This window comes from Klebsiella sp. (genome assembly GCF_027492335.1).
In the GTDB taxonomy this organism is placed as follows: domain Bacteria; phylum Pseudomonadota; class Gammaproteobacteria; order Enterobacterales; family Enterobacteriaceae; genus Klebsiella; species Klebsiella huaxiensis.
Genome location: NZ_JAPUEW010000058.1, coordinates 1 through 23,472, shown reverse-complemented (window position 1 = coordinate 23,472; position 23,472 = coordinate 1). Strand labels below are relative to the sequence as shown.

Here is a 23,472-nt window from a genome sequence, read left to right as displayed (position 1 = left end):
GCCAATGAAGCGTTTGATGTTTATCGGCCCCAGCCAGTGTGGAAAAACCTCGCTGACCCAAAGCCTGCGCGGCGAAGCGCTCCATTATAAGAAAACTCAGGCCATTGAATGGTCGCCGATGGCCATCGACACGCCGGGTGAATATCTGGAGAACCGCTGCCTGTATAGCGCCCTGCTGACCAGCGCCTGCGAGGCCGACGTCATCGCGCTGGTGCTGAATGCCGACGCCCAGTGGTCGCCCTTTTCTCCAGGTTTTACCGCCCCGATGAACCGACCGACGATTGGCCTGGTCACCAAGGCTGATCTGGCCGAGCCGCAGCGTATTTCGCTGGTTACGGAGTGGCTTACGCAGGCTGGAGCACAGCAGATTTTTATCACCAGCGCGTTGAATAACTCGGGTCTCGACGCCGTGCTGGATTTTCTGAATTCGAAGGAACCTTTATGTCTTACAAAATAATGGCCATTAACGCCGGCAGCTCATCATTAAAATTCCAGCTGCTGGAAATGCCGCAGGGCGAGACGCTCTGTCAGGGACTGATTGAACGTATCGGCATGGCCAACGCTCAGGTAACAATAAAAACCCCTGCACAAAAATGGCAGGAGTCAGCGCCGATCGCCGATCATCGCGAAGCCGTTACTCTGCTGCTGGAAAAACTCCTTGGCTACCAGATTATTCAAAGCCTGCAGGATATCGACGGAGTCGGTCACCGCGTGGCGCACGGCGGGGAACGTTTTAAAGATTCGACACCGGTCACCGATGAAACCTTAGCGGAAATTGAGCGTCTGGCTGAACTCGCCCCACTGCATAACCCGGTTAATGCGTTGGGAATCAAAGTGTTCCGCCAGCTGCTGCCCGATACGCCGTCGGTGGCGGTGTTTGATACCGCTTTTCACCAGACGCTGGATGAGCGCGCGTTTATCTATCCGCTGCCCTGGCGCTACTACAGCGAGTTGGGCATTCGCCGCTACGGCTTCCACGGCACCAGCCATAAGTACGTCAGCGCGACGCTGGCAGAAAAGCTGGGCGTGCCGCTGAGCGCGCTGCGCGTGGTGTGCTGCCATCTTGGTAACGGTAGCAGCGTTTGCGCCATCAAAGGCGGGCGTTCCGTGAACACTTCGATGGGCTTTACGCCGCAGTCCGGGGTGATGATGGGCACCCGCAGCGGCGATATCGACCCGTCGATTTTACCGTGGCTGGCGCTGCATGAGGGCAAAACGCCGGAGCAGCTCAACCTATTGTTAAACAACGAATCGGGCCTGCTTGGCGTCTCCGGCGTCTCCCATGACTATCGCGATGTCGAACAGGCTGCTGACGGCGGCAATCAACGGGCAACCCTGGCGCTGACGCTCTTTGCCGAGCGCATTCGCGCCACCATCGGCAGCTATATCATGCAGATGGGCGGCCTGGACGCGCTGATCTTTACCGGCGGCATCGGCGAAAACTCGGCCCGCGCCAGAAGCGCCATCTGCCATAACCTGAATTTTCTCGGGCTGTCGGTCGATGAAGAGAAAAACCAGCATAACGCTACCTTTATTCAGGGTGATAACGCGGTCGTCAAAGTGGCAGTCATTAATACTAATGAAGAGTTGATGATTGCCCGCGACGTTATGCGTCTCGCGCTTCCCGAAGCGCAGACGTTAACCGTTTCAGCCTGAGCTCGCCGCCCGGCAAGTTGCGGTGAGTCATGGAAATAGCGGGATCGGCATGACACTATGCGCCCTGGCAATCTGAGCAAAGGGTAGAAAAACGTGGCTGTTGCGCAATGCCCCGCCTCCTGCGGCGAACTCATCCAGGGCTGGATCCTCGGCAGCGAGAAGCTGGTCTCCTGCCCCGTTGACTGGTACAGCACCGTCGAGGTGGACTACGGTTCACCTCGTGCGGATGAGCGTCCGCTTTCACGGGCAATGGTCGACAGGCTACTGAACTACTGGTGCTATCCGGCTGACCTCAGCAAAGAGATTCGTATCGACATTTGCTCCACCATTCCGGTCGCCAAAGGCATGGCCAGCAGCACTGCGGATATCGCCGCAACGGCGGTAGCTACCGCGCATCATCTCGGTCACCCGCTGGATGAAATCACCCTGGCCCAACTGTGCGTTTCTCTGGAACCGACCGACAGCACCCTGTTTCGCCAACTGACGCTGTTCGATCACAACACCGCCGAAACGCAAATAGCCTGCCATTCTCAGCCTAAACTCGATCTGCTGGTACTTGAAAGCCCCACCACGCTGCTGACCACTGATTATCACCGCCTTCCCCGACTTGAAAAGCTGCACGCTCATTCTGCCGTTCTGCAACAGGCTTGGGAGAAAATCCAGCAGGCCTGTGAGACGGATAATCCGCGACGGATGGGTGAGGCTGCGACGCTCAGCGCCATCGCCAGCCAGCACCTGCTGCCAAAACCGGGGTTTGATGCGCTGTTGACGCTGGTAGAAGAGTGCGATTTATACGGCATTAACGTGGCGCACAGCGGTAGCGTTGTTGGCCTGATGCTCGACCGTGAACGTCACGATATTGAGTATTTGCAGCGACGGCTGGAAGAGAAGCGGCTTACCGAATCCTGGCCCGAGCAGCATCTGCTGCGCATGGTGCAGGGCGGCGTCGAATTGCTCTAGCGCCGGCAATCATATTTCCCGCAGACGGCTGTAAATCCGTAGCCCGGTCAGCGCAGCGCCGCCGGGAAGAAAAAAGCAGCCATTAATCAGGCTCCGCACATTCCCCGGAGGCGGCGCTACCGGCCCGCAGACGGCTGTAAACCCGTAGCCCGGTCAGCGCAGCGCCACCGGGAAGAACTGCAGACGAACAATGGCAGCAGACATCTACCCGCTAAATACCTGTCTGAAAGCCGCCAGCAACTGGGTGTTTTCCTGCTGGCTGCGAATAGCGACGCGGAAGTAGCGCCCGTCGAGCCCTGGATAGTTGGCGCAACTGCGGATCAGGATGTGCTGCTGCAGCATGGCGTATTGCAGATCAAGGTCCGGCACGTCGCAACGCAAAAACAAATAGTTGGCCCGGCCAGGATAAACCGTCAGGCCGGGAATGTGGTGCAGTTGATGGTAAAAGCGCCGCCCCTCTTCCTCCAGCCACAGCCAGGTTTTCTGCTGATAGTCGCTATCCTGAAGAATGATTTCACCCGCCAGCGCAGCAAAGGCGTTAATTGACCACGGCATCTGTCGCTCGCGCATTCGCGCCACCGCCTGTTCATCACCATTGACCAGATACCCCAGGCGCAGGCCGGGGATGGCATAAAACTTGGTGAGCGAACGCAACACCCACACGTGCGGGTTATCGCGCAGAAGCGGGATAAACCCCGACTCGTCGGGAATAAAATCGATAAACGCTTCATCAAGAATCAGCGAGATTTCCAGCAACCTACAACGCTCAGCAATTAACGCCAGAAGACGGCTATCGGGTAGCAGGCCGGTAGGGTTGTTCGGCGTACAGAGGAATAAACAGTCCAGATCTGGCGTCAGGGCATCAAGGATAGCGCCAGTCAGCTGCCAACCATCCTCTTCACGCAGAAGAAACTCCCGCACCGCGCAGTCGACCGATTGCAGCGCCCGGCGATACTCGGCAAAACCCGGCGTGACAATCATCGCCTGACGGGGCTTCAGGCCCTGAACGAGGGTGAAGATCGCTTCCGTTTCGCCATTTCCAGCGAGGATCCACGAAGCGGGAACCTGGTGATGTTCCGCCAGCGCGAGGTGCAGTTGCTGATACTCAACATCCGGATAGCGTTCAGCACAGGCCATATTATCGATGATGGCGCGCTTTAAACTTTCCGGCATCCCGAGTGGATTAATATTGGCGCTAAAATCCAGTAATTGTTCCGCAGAGATACCCAATAGCGCGGCGGCCTCGCGGACGTTTCCGCCATGCGCGCTCTTCAATAGAGCCATTTACATTCCTGTTGCGTTACCCTCGCCTTGCCAGCGTCGCGCCGTCAGCGAAGTAGGCTTTAATCCCTGCCAGAATCGACTCTGCAACCTGCTGCTGGAATTTCGCCGTTTTCAATTTACGCTCTTCTTCGACGTTACTGATAAACGCGGTTTCCACCAGAATCGATGGAATATCCGGCGCTTTCAGCACCGCGAAGCCCGCCTGCTCAACGCGATTCTTGTGCAGGTTATTAATATTGCCCATCTTTTCCAACACCGCCTTGCCAAACTTCAGGCTATCGGCGATGGTCAGCGACTGCACCATGTCAAACATGGTGTGATCGACGTAGCGATCGCCGCTTTTGCTTACGCCGCCAATCAGATCCGAAGCGTTCTGGGTCTGGGCCAGAAACTTCGCTGCGGTACTGGTGGCCCCCTTAGTCGACAGCGCAAAGACCGAAGAGCCGCTGGGCTGTCGGCTGGTAAATGCATCGGCGTGAATAGAGACAAACAGGTCGGCACGCTGCTTCTGCGCCTTGGCAACGCGGACCTTCAGCGGGATAAAGACATCCTCGTTGCGGGTCATATAGACCTTCATATTGCCCTCTTTCTCGATCAGCGCGCGCAGCCTTCGGGCAATTTGTAGCACCACGTCTTTTTCGCGAGTGCGATATTTCCCCACCGCGCCAGAGTCTTCACCGCCGTGGCCGGGGTCGAGCATAATCACGATCGGCCGATCGCGCCCGGCTTTACCCGGTTTCGGCCCGCTTTCCGCAGGGGGAACCTGACGCTGAAGATCGCCTTTATTGTAATCCTCAAGCAGCGCCAGCAGCGGATCCTGCACATCGGTGGCGTTGGAGGGGTAGAGATCCATCACCAGACGCTCTTTAAAACCAGCAACCGGGGCCAGCGCAAAAAGCTGAGGTTTCACGTTCTGTTTCAGCTCAAACACCATGCGCACGGTTTGCGGATCGAACTGACCCACGCGAGCGGACTGAATATAAGGATCGTCGCCGCGAATCTGCCCGCCCATTCCTTTTAACACCGAGTTGAGGTTAACGCCTTCCAGATCCACGACCAGTCGTTCAGGATTACTGAGCGCAAACTGCCGATACTTCAGAATATGATTGGACTCCACGGTGACGCGGGTGTAGGTCGACGATGGCCAGACTCGCACGGCAACAACCTGCGCCGCAGCAGCCAACCCAACCGGACTCACACTCATTAACCACATGGCGCCCGCCCCTTGTAAAAAACGGCGGCGGCTTAATTCTGACTTGTATCCCGACATGCCACTCCCAAGCAGTAAGAAATCATTGGTATTTAAAACAAACAGATTGACCAGAAACTTTAACGAAAGGCGTATAACCTGTCATCTATAAAAGGGTAAACAATCTTTGACACCCTGATTTAGCTCACACTGCTTTCTCAACTCAGCAACAAATTGGCGCTTGCGTTTACCGGCAAAACAGAATAAAAATACACTAATTACGAATAATCATGCATTGAGGTTGTGTAATGGTGAAGGAACGTCGCACCGAACTGGTAGAGGGATTCCGCCATTCTGTCCCCTATATTAACGCCCATCGGGGTAAAACGTTTGTCATCATGCTGGGCGGAGAAGCCATCGAGCATGATAATTTTTCTAGTATAGTCAATGACATTGGCCTTCTTCACAGCCTGGGTATTCGCCTGGTAGTGGTCTATGGCGCACGCCCGCAGATTGACGCTAACCTGGCAGAGCATCGTCACGAGCCGGTTTATCACAAACAGACCCGAGTGACTGACGCCAAAACGCTTGAGCTGGTTAAGCAAGCGGCGGGCATGCTGCAGCTGGAAATTACCGCTCGCCTGTCTATGAGCCTGAACAACACGCCGTTGCAGGGTGCCCATATCAACGTGGTCAGCGGCAACTTCCTGATCGCACAGCCGTTAGGGGTAGATGACGGCGTGGATTATTGCCACAGCGGACGCATTCGGCGCATTGATGAAGAAGCCATTCACCGCCAGTTGGATAACGGCGCGATTGTGCTGATGGGGCCAGTTGCGGTGTCGGTCACTGGCGAAAGCTTTAACCTCACTTCCGAAGAGATTGCCACTCAACTGGCAATTAAGCTGAAAGCCGAAAAAATGATCGGCTTCTGCTCGTCGCAAGGGGTCTACGACCAGAATGGCGATATCGTTCCCGAACTGTTCCCCAACGAAGCTCAGGCGCGGGTTGAAGAGCTGGAAGCAGACGAAGATTATAATTCCGGCACGGTGCGGTTCCTGCGCGGGGCGGTCAAAGCCTGCCGTAGCGGCGTGCGTCGCTGTCATCTGATCAGTTATCAGGAAGACGGCACGCTGTTGCAGGAACTGTTCTCACGCGACGGTATCGGTACCCAGATTGTGATGGAGAGCGCCGAACAGATCCGTCGCGCCACCATCAACGATATCGGCGGGATCCTTGAACTGATTAGCCCACTGGAGCAACAGGGCATCCTGGTACGGCGTTCGCGCGAACAACTGGAGATGGAAATCGATAAATTCACCATTATTCAGCGTGACAACACCACGATCGCCTGCGCTGCCCTCTATCCGTTCCCGGAAGAGAAAATCGGTGAAATGGCCTGCGTGGCGGTGCATCCGGATTATCGTAGCTCATCACGCGGTGAAGTGCTGCTTGAGCGCATTGCCGCTCAGGCGAGGCAAATGGGCCTGAGTAAGCTGTTCGTGCTGACGACCCGAAGCATTCACTGGTTCCAGGAGCGCGGCTTTACCCCAGTAGACGTCGACCTGCTGCCGGAGAGCAAGAAAGAGATGTACAACTATCAGCGCCGCTCGAAGGTGCTGATGGCGGACTTGAGTTAATTCCCTCTCCCCGGAAACGCATACGTGACCGGGGATGATTCTTTTCTCCGACTATCGACCTACTTTATTATCACTTCCCCTTTAGACCTTTCTTGCCTATATTTTGCTAAAATGGAATTAAAAATATAAATACGGAGAGTGCCATTAATGGACAACTCGGGAAACTGGTTTACCCGCTACACAAGAGTGATGATCGCAATCCTCTCTTTGTATCCCTGGCTGATAATATTGCTGGCCTTTCTCGACGTAGGACATAAACCTGCAGGCGGATTTTTTAGCGCAGGCGCTGCGCTTGCCCTGACGCTGGCGGGATTGTCATTTATCAATCTTATTATTTCTATAATTTTTATTGTGCTGGCTAATATATATATCACCGATACCAAAAGAGGATCCGCCGGTTATTTCTTCGCAATAAACTCTATTTCTTTACTATGGATGATTTTTCCCATATTCAGTCTATGACCTTTTTATATACCCTAAATAATTCAAGTTGCTTAAAAGCGGCAAGGGAGTGACAAATTCGTTGGGAACGAATTTGACCAGCCGAAGGCTGGCTTCCGGTGAGAGGCAGGAGCCTCTCATTAATCCCCGGGAGCATAGATAACGATGTGACCGGGGTGAGCGACAAATCTGCCGGGAGCAGATTTGAACGTCGCTTGCGACGGCCGGTAAGGGCGAGGCCCATGGATGGGTCAAGTAATCCGCAGCCAACACATAAGCAGCTTGAAGTATGACGGGTATATTCAAACTGAACGCAAAGGAGCTGTATTCATTATGAAGAAATCACCAAACGGGTTTATGAAGAATATAAAATTAATCGTCACCGTTATTTCGCTCTACCCCTGGCTGCTCATTCTGCTGATGATGATGGGGAGCGGAGGCTCGTCAGGAAGCGCTTACGGTGCCGGGCTGTTTATTTTCTTTATCTTTATGATCCTCTCCGTTATTAACCTGGTGATTTCCGCCATTGTCCTCGTGGTGGCCAACGTCTCGAACCCACCGCTTGCAAAGGGTTCGGCGAAGTATTTCTTCGCCATGAACTCCATATCGCTGCTGTGGATAATGCCTTTAGTCGCCCCTTATTAGCGCCCGGCAGACTCAGAGATGCCCCTGCCCCGCAAAGATCTCCGTCAGCCCGCTGCGGCGTTCGGTACGTGCGACAACCGCCTGAGTCAGCACTTGCTCATCGGCATAAATCGACAGCTGCTGTTTGGCGCGCGTAATGGCGGTGTAAACCAGTTCACGCGTCAACAGCGGCACGCTGCGGGAAGGCAGGATCAGCGCCGCGTGATCGAACTCCGACCCTTGCGATTTGTGCACCGTCATCGCCCAGGCGGTATCGTGCTCCGGCAAGCGGCTCGGTTGTACCGACTTGATGCTGCCATCGGGCATCGGGAACCAGACGCGCAGGCCGTCACCTCTTTCCAGCGCAATGCCGATATCGCCATTAAACAGCCCCAGCGCGCTATCGTTGCGGGAGATCATCACCGGACGCCCTTCATACCAGCGTGAATGGCGCGGCAGGGTAATCGCCCGCTTGCGATTTAGCATCTGCTCCAGCTGTTCATTCACGCCGCTAACGCCGTAGGGACCATCGCGCAGCGCGCACAGCAACTGGAACTCACCGAATGCGGCAATCATCGCTTCGGGTTCGGCTCTTTCGCGCAGCAACTGCAGGAAACGACCATAGCCTGCCTGCGCCTGGATGAGCATCGCCTCGTACTCTTCGGTGGTACTCAGCGGATGCAGAGTGATGTCGTCGAATGGTTGGCGCAGCGTCGCGCGTACTGCGCTACGTTCGCCGCTGTTCACCGCATAAGCCAGATTTCCAATGCCGGAATGGCGACCAAAACGGTAGCTTTTTTGCAGCAGGCACAGGCTGTCACGCAGCGCCCCCGCCGCTTCGCTCTCGCCCGCAGGCACTGGCTGACCCGTTAATCGCCCCAACTGGGCCGCGCGTTCGGGGGTATATCCCGCATTTACCCAGGCACAAATATCACCGAGTACCGCCCCGGCTTCTACCGAGGCCAGCTGATCGCGGTCGCCAAGGAAAATGACCCGCCCATGTTCAGGCAGAGCGTCAATCAGGCGCGACATCATCGGCAGGTCGATCATTGAGGCTTCATCGACCACCAGCACGTCAAGATGCAGCGGGTTTCCAGCGTGATAGCGCAGCCGCTGACTCCCCGGCTGAGCGCCGAGCAGGCGATGGAGGGTGCTGGCTTCGGCCGGCACCAACGCCTTTTGCTCGTCCGTTAACGGCAGACGGCGCAGCGCAGCGCCAAGGGATTCGGTCAGGCGAGCCGCGGCTTTGCCGGTTGGCGCCGCCAGACGGATGCGACAGCGCGGGCTGGCGTGCGTCTGAATCAGCGCCGCCAACAGTTTGGCGACGGTGGTGGTTTTTCCGGTACCGGGGCCGCCGGAGATCACCGAAATCCGTCGGGTCAGAGCAACCGCTGCGGCCACTTTTTGCCAGTCAATATCATCCCCTGGCGGAAACAACGCATCCAGCGTTGAAGCCAACCGGGCTTCATCAACATCCAGTACCTGATTGGCTTCGTTGAAAAAGCGCGCGACGGTTAGTTCATTGCGCCACATACGGTTGAGGTAAAGCCGTTCGCCGCAGAGAATTATGGGCGTCGGCCGCTCGCCGCAGCTTACCGCCTCAGAGCCAAGGAGCAGCGTTGACCAGTCATCCGGGGTATCTATCAGCTCAAGGATGTGCTCGCGCAGGCCGGCCGCTTTTCCTCTCAGCAGCTCATCATCTTCGAGACGAGAGATCGGCAAGCAGACGTGCCCTTCACCCGCATCACGGCTCAGAATCGCGGCGGCCAGTTTCACTGCAGGGTGCGCACCCTGCGCCACCATCAGCGCAAACTGGACATCCAGCGGGCGCAGCAGGCGCTGCTCAGCGGCCTCCAACAACAGTTCGTCCATAGTCATAGCGCTACCTCCTGCATTTCCCCGGCAAACAGCGCGTCAAGGCCTTCAATCAACGGCAGCGCCGGACGCGTAGTAAAGATCCCCTGACCGCCGTCCTGCCCGTCCATACCGCGTAAAAAGAGATAAATCACGCCGCCAAAATGGTGTTCATAGTCGTAGTCCGCAATACGATGGCGTAAATAGCGGTGCAGCGCCAGGCTGTAGAGCTGATACTGCAAATCGTAACGATGCGTGCGCATTGCCTGGATCATGGCGTCCTGGGTATAGGCCTCGCGATCTTGCCCCAGCCAGTTTGATTTGTAATCCAGCAGGTAATAGCGGCCATTATGGCGAAATACCAGGTCGATAAAGCCTTTCAACATGCCACGTACCTGACGGAAATCGAGGGTTGGGGTATCAACGGAGAGCGGATCGTACTGGCGGATTAGCGCGTCCAGACGCAGCGGGTTCAGAGGCTGTTCGATGGGTAGATAAAAGGCCATCTCCACCTGTTTATCGCTTTCGCTAAGCTGATTCAGGGCGATCTCTGCTCCCGGCAGGCGGGTACGCAGCACGCCGTCCAGCCAATCGGTCAGCACCGGCGTCCATTTCTCCTCAAACCCACTCAATTTTAGCTTTTCCGCCATCCAGTTAGCGGGAACCGGCTGGGTAAAATCAATATCTTCAAACAGGCTGTGCAAGAATGTCCCCGGCGATGCGCCGCGCGGGAACTGGTGCGGCGTGAGCTGTGGCTCTTCCGTTACTTCGCCAACGCCTGCGGCATCGACATCCAGGCGCGGCAGAAGATCCTGCGCGGCGCTGTGACCGTGCTGCTGTAAACCGGAGTAGCTGGTGACTCTCCAGTCGTCAACCACCGTGCGCTCAAGCATACGCGCGCAAAGCGGCGGCAGTTCCGTCTGCGGAGCCTGCCAGGGCGTCGGATCCGTAAGCGTAGGACGTTGCAGAGCAATATCATCGCAGCAGAAAGTCTGTAAACGAGCCGTTAGCCCTGCGGCATCCATCGCCTCCCCGCCCTGGATCAGGCGGCCCAACGCACTGTGGTGAAAATCGCTGGCACCAGGTTTATCGCTACGGCGGGTACTGAGCGGCGCAACGCCAAGGCTACAGTGCCAGACCGCACGGGTCAGCGCCACGTACAGCAGGCGCAAATCTTCAGCCAGACGTTCGGCCTCCGCCAGTTCCATACTGCCGTCATCCTGCCCGAGGTCGAGGACCGCCGCAAAGGAACTTCTGTCGTGATAAAACGCCTGATCTTGTTTACGAAAACGCGCGATAAACGGCAACCATACCAGCGGATATTCCAGACCTTTTGATTTGTGAATGGTGACAATCTGCACCAGGTGCTTGTCGCTTTCCAGGCGCATCTGCTGGCTGGAAGCATTGCTATCCGGCTCGGCGATATGCTGCGCCAGCCAGCGTACCAGCGCATGCTCACTTTCAAGCTGGTTGGCAGCTTCCTGAAGCAGCTCGCTGATATGCAGAATATCAGTCAGGCGTCGTTCGCCACCGTTTGTAGCGAGCAGATTTTCGGCGATACGTCGCGCGGTCATCAGCGCGCGTAGCATCGGCATGACCCCACGCTGACGCCAGATTTGCCGGTAGCCGCTAAACTCCTCAACCAGTTCATCCCACGCCCGTTCATCCTGATTGAGGTTTTCGATATCCCGAGCGTTCAGGCCGAACATTGAGGTCGCCAGCGCGCTGCGCAGGGTATTTTCGCGTTCGGGCGCCAGCACCGCCTGCAGCAACCATAGCAGCTCCTGCGCTTCCGGCGTTTCAAACACGCTATCGCGGTTGGAAAGGTAGACGGAAGGTATCGACAACAACTGGAGAGCGTCGCGGATCAGCGAGGCCTCCTGGCGGTTACGCACCAGCACCGTGATATCCGAGGCTTGAACCGGAGAGGATTTTTCACCACGCCACAGCAGCGCTTTGCCCTGCTGACCCGCGCTGAGCCAGTCGCGAATTTGTCCGGCGCAAATCTGCGCCATAAATGTTTGATAATCCCCCGAGCCAACGGCCTCGCCCGGCATCAACCAGACGTTCATTGCGGGGATCACGGCATCATCAACAGTAAAGCGCAGCCCCTGGTTTTTATCCGCCGATTTGACCGGCAGGAACGGGATTTCGCGAAACATAAAGGGGTTATCGCTGAGGCTAAACAGGCGATTGACACTTTCAACCATTCCCGGCGCGGAGCGCCAGTTAGTATCCAGCGTATAGTGGGCGCTCACATCGCCACGCGCTCTCATGTAGGTAAAAATGTCCGCGCCGCGGAAGGCGTAAATCGCCTGCTTCGGGTCGCCAATCAGCAGTAGCGCGGTGTCTGGCTGCTGTCGCCAGATACGGCGAAAAATACGATACTGCTGCGGGTCGGTATCCTGGAATTCATCGATCATCGCTACCGGAAAACGCTGACGAATCGCGCAGGCCAACGCTTCGCCGCTATCACTACGAAGAGCATCATCAAGGCGACTGAGCATATCGTCAAAGCCCAGCTCGCCGCGGCGACGTTTCTCCCGGGCCACTGCTTCACGGATTTCGACCATTGCCCGGGCGATAACCAGATCGGTCAACGTTAACGGTGAAGCCAACAGCTTCTCTACCGCGCTAAACAGCGGATGTACCGGCGATTCACCGCCCGGTTTGGTGCGTTCAAGCAAGAAAGCCTGAGAGAACTTTTCCAACGCGTCCGGAAGCTGATAGCCCAGGGTCTCTTCCTGTGCCCAGGCATTCACTTTCTCCAGCCACTTTCCCTGATTTCCGCGGTTGAACTTGCGCCGGTCAAGGCCTGAATTTTCCAGCACAGCCTCAATTTCACCTGCCTGTTCCAGCCACTGCTGCTTAAGCGCATTAATGCGCCCGATAATTTGCTGATGGCGTTCGGCCAGCGTTTCTTCGGCAGGTGGTGGAGATTTTAGCTGCGGCGCTTCGCCCTGCAGCCAGCGGTCGATTGATTTCAGCAGGTCACGGGGGCCTTTCCACGCTTCGTGAATAACCGCGGCGATATCGCGCGGCAGCGGGTAGCAGTGGCGACGCCAGAAGTCGGCGCAGGCCTGATAGCGCAGGCGTGATTCATCTTCTATCAGTTGCTGTTCGAACAGCATGCCGGATTCAAAAGCGTTGAGGCTCAGCATCCGCTGACAGAAGCCGTGAATGGTAAATACTGCCGCTTCGTCCATTTGGCGTTCCGCCAGCAGCAGCGTTTGCGCGGCGAGGTTTTTGTCAGGTATTTCCGCCAGCAGTCCGGCGTAGAGAGGGTTATCGGTACTGTCACGAAGGCAGGCGATGCGCAACTCGTGGATGTTGCTACGAATACGCCCGCGCAGCTCTTCGGTCGCCGCTTCGGTAAAGGTCACCACCAGCAGTTCTTCAACGCTGACCTGCCGGGGAAAGGCGGACTCTCCACCCAGCCCCAGCAAGAGCCGCAAATAGAGCGCGGCAATGGTAAAGGTTTTTCCGGTGCCCGCAGAGGCTTCTATCAGGCGCTCGCCCGTCAGGGGCAAGCGCAGGGGGTCAAGAGACTCGGCGGTATCGGTCATTCATTCTCTCGCATCAGAGGTAAGGATTTCTGCAATGCGCTGACGTTTTCCCAGACTTTGCCATCCTGCGGATGCGCGTATTCCGTCTTGCCGTTCTGGCTACCGGAAATCTGAGAAAGTATCGCCATGCCTTGCGGATCCACTACCGTCTGATGGAAGAAGTCAGCAAGTTTTTGCGGCGTCAGCAGTTTAATCTGAGCCACTACTTTATCACGTGAATCAAAACGCATATTACCGCGATCGAAATCTTTGCTCAGCTTTGATGCCTCATCGCCCAGGGTCTGCGGTGCCTGCTGCATCTGGCTGATAACCGCCTGCTGAATCTGCGCAAACTCTTCCGGCTTCATCGCTCGCAATTTAGCTTCCGCCGTCGGGAAAAAGGCCTGGAAACGCTGCCACAGGAATTCAGGTTGCTTGTCGTTACTTTGCAGCAGGAAGCCCATTCCCCACTGGCGACCAACGTTCATTGAGAAGGCAAAAACCGCATAGCCGAGTTGCTCTTCCGTACGCAGTTGGTTGTAAAACCACGGCTGTACGATTTGCCCGAGAAGAGAACTCGCAGCAGAACTGGTGTATTCATCCACGTTCGGCGGCGCGAAGACGGCGGCCAGCGCGGAGTCCGTGCTGTTGCCCGCTTTTTCAAAAATAGCCAGCTGTTTGCTGTTTACCAGTACGTCTTTGTTACGGCACCATTCGTTGCCGTCTGCTCCCAGCTGTTTTTGAATCTGCCGCGCCATGGCAGTTGATTGATCGGCAGTGAGATTACCAATAACCAACAGCTCCGGACGCCCTTTGGCTTTGAGATTATCGCGGTACTCCAGCACCTCTTTAAGCGTAATCGAGGGCAGCAGCGCCCGGCGATCTTCGCGCTGGAAATACGGCACCTGTGAAACCATCTGAACCGGCATGATCGCCTGATCGTAGGCTTTGCCTTTATCCGCCGAGTCCATCATCTGCGCGTACCAGGATTTAGCCTGCTCCAGTTGTTCTTCGGTCGGCGTATAGCTGAAGTAACCATCCAGCAGCGCGTTAAAGAGTTCCGGAAGATGCTGCGTGTAGCCGTTGGCGTTAACCATCAGCCCATTATTAGCTCCGGTGGAGAAGCTGATGCCGCCGACTGCCGCCTGGTTGCTAAGCTGGTCAAGCGCGATACCCGCCAGATAATCATTGAGGGCAAACATCACCTGGCGACGGGCGCTATCCATGCCCTGCGGGTTACGCAGGACCAACGAAATATCCGCCTTCGGTTCACTGGCGAAGTACTGGCTCGGCGCGTAAATCACACGTAGCGTCGGCTCATCAACAATCAGCTGTGGATGCGGATAAGCCTTGTCGCTTTTGATTAAGGTGAAATCATCAGGAATATAGGGGTTCAGCACCGGTAGCTTGAGGTCGATGGCGCTGGATTTCTGCTGCCAGTCGGCAAAGGTCTGCGCGCTGATTTTATCCACCTGATAAGGCGCGTTAACGAAGTAGGCCGTCTTGTTATGCGGTTCTTTCGGACTGATATACCAGATGCGGGCGTTTTGCGGCGTCATCATCGCCAGACGGTCTTTAATCGCCTGCGGGTCGTAACGGTCGGCAATGTTGACGACGTCCAGAGTATGCTCAACCGGCACGCGGATCATGGTGTCAGCCAGCCATTCGACGTAATCCATATTGCGATTAATTGATGGGTAGCGGAAATCGAGCGCCAGCACATGGGCCAGTTCATCGAAATAGCGTTTATCAATTCCCTGACTACGCAGCAGATTGAGGTAGCTGAAAATGGCAGCCGTGACTTCATCACGATGCGCCAGGCCTTTATCCGTCAGGGTTGCGGAAATAGCCAGCACTCCGCTGTTGCCGTTAACCACCGGGTCGGAATCGGCACGGATGCTTTCAACCAGTCCTTGCTTTTGCAGCCAGTCAGAAAGCGTACCCGGGCTACGGTTGCCGATCATATAGGTCACCAGCTCGTCGGTTTTACTGCGGAACTGGTCGCTATTGTTATCGATGCGGAACTCAACGCGCAGCACTTTACGCGGCATCGCCGGGACATAGTGAATGATGATGCCCTTTTGCGCATCGGTCACCACCGGCACGGTAATTTCCGGCTTGCTAATATTATGGTTCGGCACGCGACCATAGGTAGCTGCGGCGATGCTCGCCAGCTCCGGCAGAGATTTGTTGCTGTAGATCACCGCTTTCATCAGGTTGGCTGAATACCAGCTATCGCGGAAGGTATGCAGCGCATCGAGCACCGGCTTGCCGGGCTTGTCGCTCAGCGTTTCGAGGTTACCGCCGGAAAAATGCGAGCCCGGGTGTGCCGGGTTGATGGTTTCAGCGCTAACCTGCGCCATCCGCATCCCATCTCGGGTTCGCGCCATCGTTAGCTCGGCATTAACTGCATTACGCTCTCGGTCGGCATATTTTTTATCCAGCAGCGGCGCGGCAATGGCGTCAGCCAGACGGTCAACAGCACCGTCCAGCGCATCGTTTTCCACTTCAAGATAGAACGCGGTGCGATACGGCGCGGTACTGGCGTTATGGCTGCCGCCATGCATTTTGAGGAACTCGGCGAGGCTGTCAGGCTGCGGATATTTCTGCGAGCCCATCAGCGTCATATGCTCCAGGAAGTGAGCCAGCCCCTGATGCTCCACGGGATCCTGTAGTGAACCCACAGGGACGACCAGCGCCGACAGCGATTTCACCGCCTGCTGATCGGAAACCAGCAGAACCACCATGCCATTATCCAGGCGAATCGCCTGATATTGACGGGTATCTTTTTCGCTTTTACGAATGGTTCCCTGAATCGGTTGCCATCCGGTGTCTGCTTGACTTAACGGTGCCCAAAGGGCGGCCAGAACTACAATAACCTTGAACCATAAACTGCGGGGCATTCACGGACCTCATCATTAACAAACCTGGCGCTGCACGGTATGCAGCCTTAATAAAACATCAGTCCGTGATTCGTTGCGCATCATAAATGAACAGCCATATATTGCGCAATTTTTATACTATTAAAATTTTATTCGGACTGATGGAAACGAAATACCGGCAGCAAATAGCGCTGCGTTTGCGCGATAATCTCTTCATAGTATTCCGGCTCAAGGGTGCGCCACAGGCGCTGATACCAAACATCAGTACCCTCACCGCTGACCACCATGTTTCCTTCATAGGCTTGAAGAAATTTACTGCGCGCTTTCTGCTGCGTCTCTTCATCCATTAACATGACATCCTTTTCGGCGTCGTAACAGACTTTTAGCCATGCACCTCCGCTTTCTGGCAGCAGCAGTAGCGGTTTAGACATCCCTTGCAGATAACCGTCGACCAGTTCATTCAGGTATCCTTGAGCCTGCTCTTGCGCCAGCGGAGGGAAATGCCACTCCCCGTCTTTGCGCACAAACAGTCGACTTTCGCCGATACCGCCACTTGCACAATAGACAAGATGCTCCAGCCAAAGTTGCATTCCCTGCGCCACGCTCAGCAGCGATGGCCGCCAGCGCAGCAAACCGTCGGATTGTACCTGCTGCAACCACCCAGTAATGTTGACTCCGTTACATTGCAGATCGATTTCCAGACTCTGCCCCGGTTTGCGGCTGGCAATGACCCGCTCCGCCAGGTTTTGCATCTCCTGTCGCTGGGTCTCCCAGGCCAGTTCACCGAAAGCGCCATAGGGTAACTCTCCGGCGGCACGGAAACGGCGATACATCACCGAAGCGTCCTGCTGCTCAATCAGCGTATTCAGCAGTTGCTGGTTCAGCTGATAGCGGCTCAGCCCTTCAAGGGTGAAAGGTTCATCGTCGGGGATTTCGCTCTCCTCCGAGCGGAAATTAACCCGCAGCCGCTGCTGGAAGAAGGCGCGAACCGGATGCTGCCAGAAACGCAGCAACTGTTCGAAAGGGAGGTGGTCAATTTCCGGGGCGGGTAGCGGCTGGATAAACTCACCGTGCGCCTCCCCCTGCTGGCTGGCGGCTGCCAGCCATTCCCGGGCATAGCTTTGATCTTCGTTGTCTTGAAAGTTGGCGGCATCAAAAGGCATGCGCGTATGCAGATGAGTGATGTGCTCTTTGACACGACGCTCGCTGGCGTCGCAATCCAACGACTCATCGCCCGCCAGACAGTGGCTTTGACCGATATAGTCCGCCAGCTCCTGGACCAGAACGGAAGGATAGCGCTCGCTATTATCCTGAATAGAGCGACCAATATAGCTGATATGCAGCTTCTGCTCGGCCGACATCAGCGCTTCGAGGAACAGATAACGGTCATCATCACGACGGCTACGGTCGCCCCGCTGCGGTTTCTGGCTCATTAAGTCAAAGCCAAGCGGTGCCAGAGTACGCGGATAAACGCCGTCGTTCATTCCCAGCAGGCAGACCACTTTAAAAGGAATCGAGCGCATGGGCATCAGGGTACAGATGTTCACCGGGCCGGCAAGGAAGCGCTGGCTGATGCGCTGCTGATCGAGACGCTGGGAGAGTTCATCGCGAAGCAGCGACAGCGGCACCGCTTCGCCGTACTGAGCCTCAACGCCGCCATCAATCACCGCCTGCCATTGTTGTTCAATGAGCGCCAGAGCCGCCTCTGTTTCGCTATCTGGCAGGAAAAAGTCGTTCAGCAGGTCACGGCATACCGGCAGCCACTCCGCCAGAGGGCGCTCCTGAGCCAGCCCGCGACGCCAGAGATTAAGCTGCATTAACAAGGATGCCAGGTTACCCACCAGTTCGGCGATAAGCCCGCTCGACTCATCGTATGGCAGAACCGAGCGCCACTCCCCCTCGCTGCTGTCCATCGCATAGCCCAACAGCATCCGCGTCAGGCCAAAGCGCCAGGTGTGCTGACCGGTTGCCGGGAGATCCAGCTCACGAACGTTGTCGTCATCCATCCCCCAGCGCACACCGGATTCGTTAACCCACTGGCGTAGGTAGCGTAGCCCCTCTTCGTCAATATTAAACCGCGCCGCCAGCACCGGAACGTCCAGCAGCGCCAGAACATCTTCGCTGGCAAAGCGGCTATCGGGCAGCGAAAGGAGGGTAATAAATGCCTGTAGCGCAGGGTGAGATTCCCGGGCGCGACGGTCGGAAATCGCCCATGGTAGCCAGCGTTCGCCGCTGGCGCTGCCGAAGACGGCCTGGATATAGGGACTGTAGCTATCGATATCCGCGACCATGACGATAATATCGCGCGGCGTCAATTCGGGATTCTCTTCGAGCATCGCCAGCAGCCTGTCGTGCAGCACCTCGACCTCGCGCTGCGGGCTGTGGCAGACATGAATCATCAGGCTGCGATCGTCCAGCGCTAAGGGGCGCTTGCTGCGGCTGTTGGCGAACTCCTCGGCGCTACGCCCGGCCACCGCGGCATTGCGCAGATCGAGGATGTCAGCCTGAAGATTATGCAGCAGGTTGTCAGGTACGATATCAACAAAAGCATCCAGTTCTTCATAGCGTTCCAGACCCGCCAGTAAGTAGATATAGTCACGCCCCAGCTTGCCCCAGGAGGCCAGCATTGGGTTGCCGACATCCTGCTCCCCGGAATCATTAAATAATCCGGGTGCCTGTTCAGTATCACGGAACAGCGGCAGCTCTCGGGTCGTTTCACGATGATGGCGACGCTGGCGGGACATCAGTCTGGCCAGAAATGCTGGATCTTTGATGTCACCCCAGTAGTAGCGGCAAGGGTTGGTGAAGAGGACGTAAACATCAACATGCTTACCCAGCGCCTGTAGCGCCTGCAGGTACACCGGCGGCAGCGCCGAAATCCCACAAATAAATACCCGCGATGGCAGCCCGGCTGGAGGCTCTTCAGCGGATTCAAGCGCACTGATAAAGCGTTGATACAAGTTGGCGCGATGCCACAGCGGTTGACCCAGTTCCGCAGTGTACTCTACCAGCGCTTTCCACAACGGCGCTTGCCAATCCTGTGCCTCGCCAAGGCCGTCCACGCGCCCGTCAGCCTCCCAGCGCATTAGCCATTCAGGGCGATAAACCAGATACTGGTCATAGAGATCCGCCACCCTTGTCGCCAGTTGAAACAGTTTGCGCTTGTCACTGTCGTCGCTCAGATAGTGGCGCAGTAGTGTGAAGGCTTCATCGTCAAGACGCTGAGGCAGCAAGGTCATCAGCTTCCAGCTCACGCTCTGCTTGCTGAACGCGCTTTCCCCAGGGATATCTTTCAGCACCCGTACGAACATATCCCAGATAAAACTGGCTGGCAGAGGGAATTCAATATTGGCCGCGATCCCGAATCGCTTCGCCAGCGTCATCTGTAGCCATTGCGCCATCCCGGTACTCTGCACCAGCACCATTTCAGGAATGAAAGGGTCATCCAGCCGCTGGCGCTCGACGATAAATTCCATCAACGCTTCAAGCACATCCAGACGGTTTGAGTGGTACACCCTTAACATATTCGCTCCTGGCTACTGACTGACCGGGCAATGCAGCCGGGTCATCTGCGCCCGCCTTGCGGTGGGCATCGTGATCGTTACCGTGATGCTGACACATCTTTGCACCGATGTCTGCACACGGGATACCTGTCGGTTTGCCGGAATCTCGGCAGGGCTAAGCTGCCCGAATCGCCATGCATCACGCCACAGCTGGCGATACTGATTGAGCTGCATAAAACCATTAGCCAGCCCACGTTGATATCCCGCCAGCGCGGTAACGGTCATGATCAGGAGCACTAAAGCCAGTAGGGTTTCCGGCAGGCTAAATCCCTTTTGTCGCCTTAGGGCATCTGGCATAAGTTGGCCTCCTTCAATGGGCAAAAATCGCTCCATCCGTGGGGAGAAAAGCGTAGGCTGTTTTGTTCAACAACACCGGATTGCCACAACAGCATGGTGCCGCTACCGCCTATCAGCAATACCGATGCGTCGCTAAAAATGCGCATGCAAGCGCGCCAACCAAATTCGCTATTCTGCTGGCAGTTCACGGCATCCTGCAATGGCCAGGATAGCCCCTTTCCCCACTGTAGTGCGGAATGCGCACCAGCAGTATCGCGAAGCGCCTGCGTTTCGCTGGCCGTTTGCGCCAACAAAGAACGCTGCTGCTGGTTTAACCCCTGAAGCAGCAGACTACCAAGCGCTAACAGCAGGAGCACCATCAGCAGCGAAGAGAGACCGCGCTGGCGATTCACAGGTTATATCCCGTTACGCTGTATTCCGCCTGCGCGTAAATTCGCGAGTCAGCAACGGATTGCGCCACCAGCGTTATCGATAGCTCAGGGGAAAAATCCGTCTTTCCCTGCCGGGTAATCTGAAACGTGGTGACTTTAATCGCCGCCGGGTTGGTCATTCTCTCCCATCCTTTGCCGCTACAGTCGCTCGCCCCGCGTAAAGTTTCCAGCGCGCCGTCGCGTAGCCGAAAGCCTGTCGTATCAGATTCCGATGACGGAGAAACATTCCAGACTCCGTCGCTGTTGCCATCCCAGCGCAAGAGCACACAATCACCGCTGCCTGTAATGTGCAGCGCTTCCCCGCTACAGCGTCCATGGCAATAACCGGCGCGTTGCAGATGCTTCGCCACGGTATAGAGACGCTGCCAGAGTTCATTTTCCAGAGACTGCTGCTGGGTCTGGTTCAGAGCGGCTCGTTGCAAAGAGGGCAAAAAGCGGGCGCTTCCGAGTAATAAAACGGAGCTAATCGCCATCGCTATTAGCGTTTCGGGTAGAGAGAAGCCACGATGAATTACTGACATGATGCCGTCTCCTCGCCGCGACACAGACGGATTCGCCCCCAGTTGGAAACAATAATATTCCAGCCACCCGCTACGCTTTGCAGCCTTATATGCCCGGCCCAGGCGGTATTGCGCAGGCCATAAAACCCAAGCCCTGGTGTGATCGCACTGAGCGAAACGTCCGGCCACAGCGGATGCAACGTGAAAGCGTTCTTTACGCTGCAGTCAACTGTAGAGCCAGTGGCGCTCAGGCACCAACCCTCCGCGCTTTGCCCAACGTTTAATATCCGGTCGCGGTTGTGCCAGTTGGCGTCGTCGCGCAGCAGCACAAGATAGTCCCGGACCTGGCAGGCGGTTTGCCACAGGCGCTGCTGCTGTCGCCAGCTCTGCCATCCGTATAGCCCACTGGCGCTAAGAATGACAACCAGCATCATCGTTATCAGGGTTTCAATCAGGGTATAGCCATGTTCTCTGTTCATGGGCCAAGTATGCGCATCATTGATGACTGATACGAACGGCAAAGTGAGGGTTTGCGTCGCGCGTCGGAGGGTATTTAAAGCGTTGCAATGGGTTGCAAAGGTGCGGGAAACCGGCTCGCAAAAAACGGGTTCTGATCACGGTTTATAGCCGTCGTTTAGCTGGGTTGGCGCATAAAAAAACAGCCTGCAGGATGAAGTGAACTCCATTCTGCAGGCTGTATTCCAGGACTCAGGATTCGCACACCGCGACTTTAATCGCCAGACCGCCTCGTGCAGTTTCACGATATTTGGCATTCATGTCTTTGCCTGTCTCAAACATCGTTTCGATGACTTTATCCAGTGAGACTTTTGGATCGCTGGTACGATACATCGCCATGCTGGCCGAGTTAATGGCCTTCACTGCCGCAATCGCGTTACGCTCGATGCACGGTACCTGAACCTGTCCGGCCACCGGATCGCAGGTCAGACCGAGGTTATGTTCCATGCCGATTTCCGCGGCAATGCATACCTTATCCGGACTGCCGCCCAGCAGCTCTGCCAGTCCGGCAGACGCCATCGAGCAGGCCACCCCCACTTCCCCCTGGCAACCAACCTCTGCCCCGGAAATTGACGCATTCATCTTGTACAGAATGCCAATCGCACCCGCGGTCAGATAGTAGCGCATATAGATTTCCGGTGTCACCGCCTTGATAAAGCGATCGTAATAGGCCAGTACCGCCGGGATAATGCCGCAGGCACCGTTGGTCGGTGCGGTAACGACTCGCCCGCCTGCTGCGTTCTCTTCCCCTACCGCCATCGCGAACATATTGACCCAATCCATCGCACTCAGTGGTGTAATCGACTGGCTCTGCGGTGCCAGCACGCGGTGCAGCGCAGAAGCACGACGTGGCACTTTCAGTGGTCCAGGCAAAATGCCTTCCGTGTTCATACCTCGATTAATAGCGTTTCTCATGGTCTCCCAGATTTTCGCCATATTTTGCTCTACGCGCTCCCTGCCGTGGCGGGCAATCTCGTTTTTCATCATCACCGCAGAAATTGACAGGCAGTTTTCCTGGCAGTGTGCCAGCAGGTTGCGGGCAGAATAGAACGGGAACGGAATATCGACCTCCGCGTCCTGATTCTTGCCAAAGTTTTCCTCCGTGACGATAAAACCGCCACCAATGGAATAGTAAGTCTGAAAATGGACGATTTTACCGTCGCAAAACGCGGTAATACTCATGCCATTTTCATGTAGCGGCAGAAACTCATTGTGAAAACGCATGCATTCTGCCACCGGGAACTGAATTTCTCGCTGGCCTTCTTCGATAAACAGACGATGCATAGTGTTTACATCGCAAATAATGCCGGGAATGGCGTCGATATCAACGGTATCTGGTAAGTACCCAGACAGCCCAAGAATAATTGCAATATCGGTATGGTGGCCTTTACCCGTTAATGACAGGGAGCCATACACATCCACCACCAGGCGAGTCACTTTATGTAGCAGGCCTTTTTCCTGCAGGGTATCAACAAAATGTTTTCCTGCTTTCATCGGCCCAACAGTATGTGAGCTGGACGGCCCGATGCTGATTTTGAAAATATCGAAAACGCTAATCATGTGGCACCCATGCGGTTACAAAGCAAAACAGATGTGCCGCTTGCGACAGGCGGCGCAGAAAACTTAGCTGAACAGTGAGAAGAAGATGGCGGAGATGGCAATCAACCCCATCACAACCACAAACACGTTGCTGATGTGACCACTGTATTTGCGCATGGCTGGCACTTTGTTGATGGCATACATCGGCATCAGGAACAGAATCATCGCGATAACCGGGCCGCCCAGCGTTTCAATCATGCCCAGGATACTCGGGTTCAGTGTCGCTACAATCCAGGTAGTCACCAACATGAACAGCGCAGTGATCTTGTTAAGTTTGTTGATTTCTATAGATTTTCCTTTACCGCGCAGGGACTTAATCACCATACCGTTAAAACCTTCACGCGCACCGAGGTAGTGCCCGAGGAAGGATTTGGTAATCGCAATCATCGCGATGACAGGTGCCATCCAGGCAATCACCGGCGCATTAAAATGGTTCGCCAGGTAAGAGAGGATGGAGATGTTCTGTGCTTTTGCTTCCGCCAGGTTTTCCG

Annotated in this window: 18 protein-coding genes; 6 read left to right on the top strand and 12 right to left on the bottom strand. The window is 55.8% G+C overall.

All coding sequences use genetic code 11. The features are described 5' to 3' along the window. The first annotated feature begins 4 nt into the window (after window positions 1-4). From pduV to QVF11_RS17790, 3 genes are all read left to right on the top strand, one after another. Complete coding sequence (gene pduV / locus QVF11_RS17800) at window positions 5-457, top strand: propanediol utilization protein PduV (RefSeq protein WP_287858509.1); 453 nt, start codon at window positions 5-7, stop codon at window positions 455-457. Beyond that, the gene (locus QVF11_RS17795) at window positions 442-1,656 is read left to right on the top strand and encodes an acetate/propionate family kinase (RefSeq protein ID WP_142514813.1); all 1,215 of its coding nucleotides are present in this window, start codon (window positions 442-444) and stop codon (window positions 1,654-1,656) included. The genes pduV and QVF11_RS17795 overlap by 16 nt, the downstream gene beginning before the upstream one ends. 93 nt (window positions 1,657-1,749) lie before the next feature. Beyond that, window positions 1,750-2,616, top strand: coding sequence for an L-threonine kinase (locus QVF11_RS17790; RefSeq protein WP_287858506.1), 867 nt, complete (start codon window positions 1,750-1,752; stop codon window positions 2,614-2,616). Window positions 2,617-2,820: 204 nt separating this feature from the next. Here QVF11_RS17790 and cobD read toward each other — a convergent pair whose 3' ends face one another. Together cobD and amiC are read right to left on the bottom strand one after the other, a co-directional pair. Further along, window positions 2,821-3,900 carry a threonine-phosphate decarboxylase CobD gene (cobD, locus tag QVF11_RS17785; protein WP_287858504.1) on the bottom strand — a complete coding sequence of 360 codons (1,080 nt, stop codon included), beginning with the start codon at window positions 3,898-3,900 and terminating at the stop codon, window positions 2,821-2,823. A 16-nt stretch (window positions 3,901-3,916) separates the two neighbouring features. Then, entirely contained in the window at window positions 3,917-5,170 is a 1,254-nt protein-coding gene (amiC, locus tag QVF11_RS17780; protein WP_112213947.1) for an N-acetylmuramoyl-L-alanine amidase AmiC, read from the bottom strand. A 227-nt stretch (window positions 5,171-5,397) separates the two neighbouring features. Between amiC and argA the strand changes: the two genes are divergently transcribed. From argA to QVF11_RS17765, 3 genes are all read left to right on the top strand, one after another. Further along, window positions 5,398-6,729 (top strand): amino-acid N-acetyltransferase, encoded by a 1,332-nt coding sequence (argA, locus tag QVF11_RS17775; protein ID WP_110276460.1) that lies wholly within the window; start codon window positions 5,398-5,400, stop codon window positions 6,727-6,729. Window positions 6,730-6,876: 147 nt separating this feature from the next. After that, window positions 6,877-7,191 (top strand): hypothetical protein, encoded by a 315-nt coding sequence (locus QVF11_RS17770; protein WP_287858501.1) that lies wholly within the window; start codon window positions 6,877-6,879, stop codon window positions 7,189-7,191. Between the two features lie 312 nt (window positions 7,192-7,503). Beyond that, complete coding sequence (locus tag QVF11_RS17765) at window positions 7,504-7,815, top strand: hypothetical protein (RefSeq protein WP_287858500.1); 312 nt, start codon at window positions 7,504-7,506, stop codon at window positions 7,813-7,815. A 12-nt stretch (window positions 7,816-7,827) separates the two neighbouring features. Here QVF11_RS17765 and recD read toward each other — a convergent pair whose 3' ends face one another. The 10 genes from recD to QVF11_RS17715 form a co-directional block, all read right to left on the bottom strand. Beyond that, entirely contained in the window at window positions 7,828-9,672 is a 1,845-nt protein-coding gene (gene recD, locus QVF11_RS17760; protein ID WP_287858498.1) for an exodeoxyribonuclease V subunit alpha, read from the bottom strand. Next, window positions 9,669-13,214: an exodeoxyribonuclease V subunit beta gene (recB, locus tag QVF11_RS17755; RefSeq protein WP_287858497.1), complete on the bottom strand. Its 3,546-nt coding sequence runs from the start codon at window positions 13,212-13,214 to the stop codon at window positions 9,669-9,671. The genes recD and recB overlap by 4 nt, the downstream gene beginning before the upstream one ends. Beyond that, complete coding sequence (gene ptrA / locus QVF11_RS17750) at window positions 13,211-16,096, bottom strand: pitrilysin (RefSeq protein ID WP_287858496.1); 2,886 nt, start codon at window positions 16,094-16,096, stop codon at window positions 13,211-13,213. Before ptrA ends, recB begins: the two co-directional genes overlap by 4 nt. Window positions 16,097-16,224: 128 nt before the next feature. Beyond that, on the bottom strand, window positions 16,225-19,599 hold the full coding sequence (gene recC / locus QVF11_RS17745; RefSeq protein ID WP_287858494.1) for an exodeoxyribonuclease V subunit gamma: 3,375 nt from the start codon (window positions 19,597-19,599) through the stop codon (window positions 16,225-16,227). A 12-nt stretch (window positions 19,600-19,611) separates the two neighbouring features. After that, window positions 19,612-19,935, bottom strand: coding sequence for a prepilin-type N-terminal cleavage/methylation domain-containing protein (locus QVF11_RS17740; protein ID WP_110276454.1), 324 nt, complete (start codon window positions 19,933-19,935; stop codon window positions 19,612-19,614). Continuing rightward, window positions 19,920-20,327, bottom strand: coding sequence for a DUF2509 family protein (locus QVF11_RS17735; protein ID WP_287858493.1), 408 nt, complete (start codon window positions 20,325-20,327; stop codon window positions 19,920-19,922). Before QVF11_RS17735 ends, QVF11_RS17740 begins: the two co-directional genes overlap by 16 nt. Then, the gene (locus tag QVF11_RS17730) at window positions 20,324-20,887 is read right to left on the bottom strand and encodes a prepilin peptidase-dependent protein (protein WP_287858492.1); all 564 of its coding nucleotides are present in this window, start codon (window positions 20,885-20,887) and stop codon (window positions 20,324-20,326) included. Before QVF11_RS17730 ends, QVF11_RS17735 begins: the two co-directional genes overlap by 4 nt. Continuing rightward, window positions 20,878-21,345, bottom strand: a complete 468-nt coding sequence (locus tag QVF11_RS17725; RefSeq protein ID WP_112213955.1) for a prepilin peptidase-dependent protein — start codon at window positions 21,343-21,345, stop codon at window positions 20,878-20,880. Before QVF11_RS17725 ends, QVF11_RS17730 begins: the two co-directional genes overlap by 10 nt. Before the next feature lie 229 nt (window positions 21,346-21,574). Continuing rightward, entirely contained in the window at window positions 21,575-22,942 is a 1,368-nt protein-coding gene (locus QVF11_RS17720) for an L-serine ammonia-lyase (protein ID WP_112213956.1), read from the bottom strand. 63 nt (window positions 22,943-23,005) lie between these two features. After that, the coding region (locus QVF11_RS17715; protein WP_462660965.1) for an SLC5/6 family protein at window positions 23,006-23,472 on the bottom strand (467 nt) is incomplete at its 5' end.

Excerpts from the sequence above, each read along its gene's own strand:
- pduV (WP_287858509.1), top strand. The coding sequence starts at position 5 with ATGAAGCGTTTGATGTTTATCGGCCCCAGCCAGTGTGGAAAAACCTCG.
- QVF11_RS17795 (WP_142514813.1), top strand. The coding sequence starts at position 442 with ATGTCTTACAAAATAATGGCCATTAACGCCGGCAGCTCATCATTAAAA.
- cobD (WP_287858504.1), bottom strand. The coding sequence starts at position 3,900 with ATGGCTCTATTGAAGAGCGCGCATGGCGGAAACGTCCGCGAGGCCGCC.
- amiC (WP_112213947.1), bottom strand. The coding sequence starts at position 5,170 with ATGTCGGGATACAAGTCAGAATTAAGCCGCCGCCGTTTTTTACAAGGG.
- argA (WP_110276460.1), top strand. The coding sequence starts at position 5,398 with ATGGTGAAGGAACGTCGCACCGAACTGGTAGAGGGATTCCGCCATTCT.
- QVF11_RS17770 (WP_287858501.1), top strand. The coding sequence starts at position 6,877 with ATGGACAACTCGGGAAACTGGTTTACCCGCTACACAAGAGTGATGATC.
- QVF11_RS17765 (WP_287858500.1), top strand. The coding sequence starts at position 7,504 with ATGAAGAAATCACCAAACGGGTTTATGAAGAATATAAAATTAATCGTC.
- recD (WP_287858498.1), bottom strand. The coding sequence starts at position 9,672 with ATGACTATGGACGAACTGTTGTTGGAGGCCGCTGAGCAGCGCCTGCTG.
- recB (WP_287858497.1), bottom strand. The coding sequence starts at position 13,214 with ATGACCGATACCGCCGAGTCTCTTGACCCCCTGCGCTTGCCCCTGACG.
- ptrA (WP_287858496.1), bottom strand. The coding sequence starts at position 16,096 with ATGCCCCGCAGTTTATGGTTCAAGGTTATTGTAGTTCTGGCCGCCCTT.
- recC (WP_287858494.1), bottom strand. The coding sequence starts at position 19,599 with ATGTTAAGGGTGTACCACTCAAACCGTCTGGATGTGCTTGAAGCGTTG.
- QVF11_RS17740 (WP_110276454.1), bottom strand. The coding sequence starts at position 19,935 with ATGCCAGATGCCCTAAGGCGACAAAAGGGATTTAGCCTGCCGGAAACC.
- QVF11_RS17730 (WP_287858492.1), bottom strand. The coding sequence starts at position 20,887 with ATGTCAGTAATTCATCGTGGCTTCTCTCTACCCGAAACGCTAATAGCG.
- QVF11_RS17725 (WP_112213955.1), bottom strand. The coding sequence starts at position 21,345 with ATGAACAGAGAACATGGCTATACCCTGATTGAAACCCTGATAACGATG.
- QVF11_RS17720 (WP_112213956.1), bottom strand. The coding sequence starts at position 22,942 with ATGATTAGCGTTTTCGATATTTTCAAAATCAGCATCGGGCCGTCCAGC.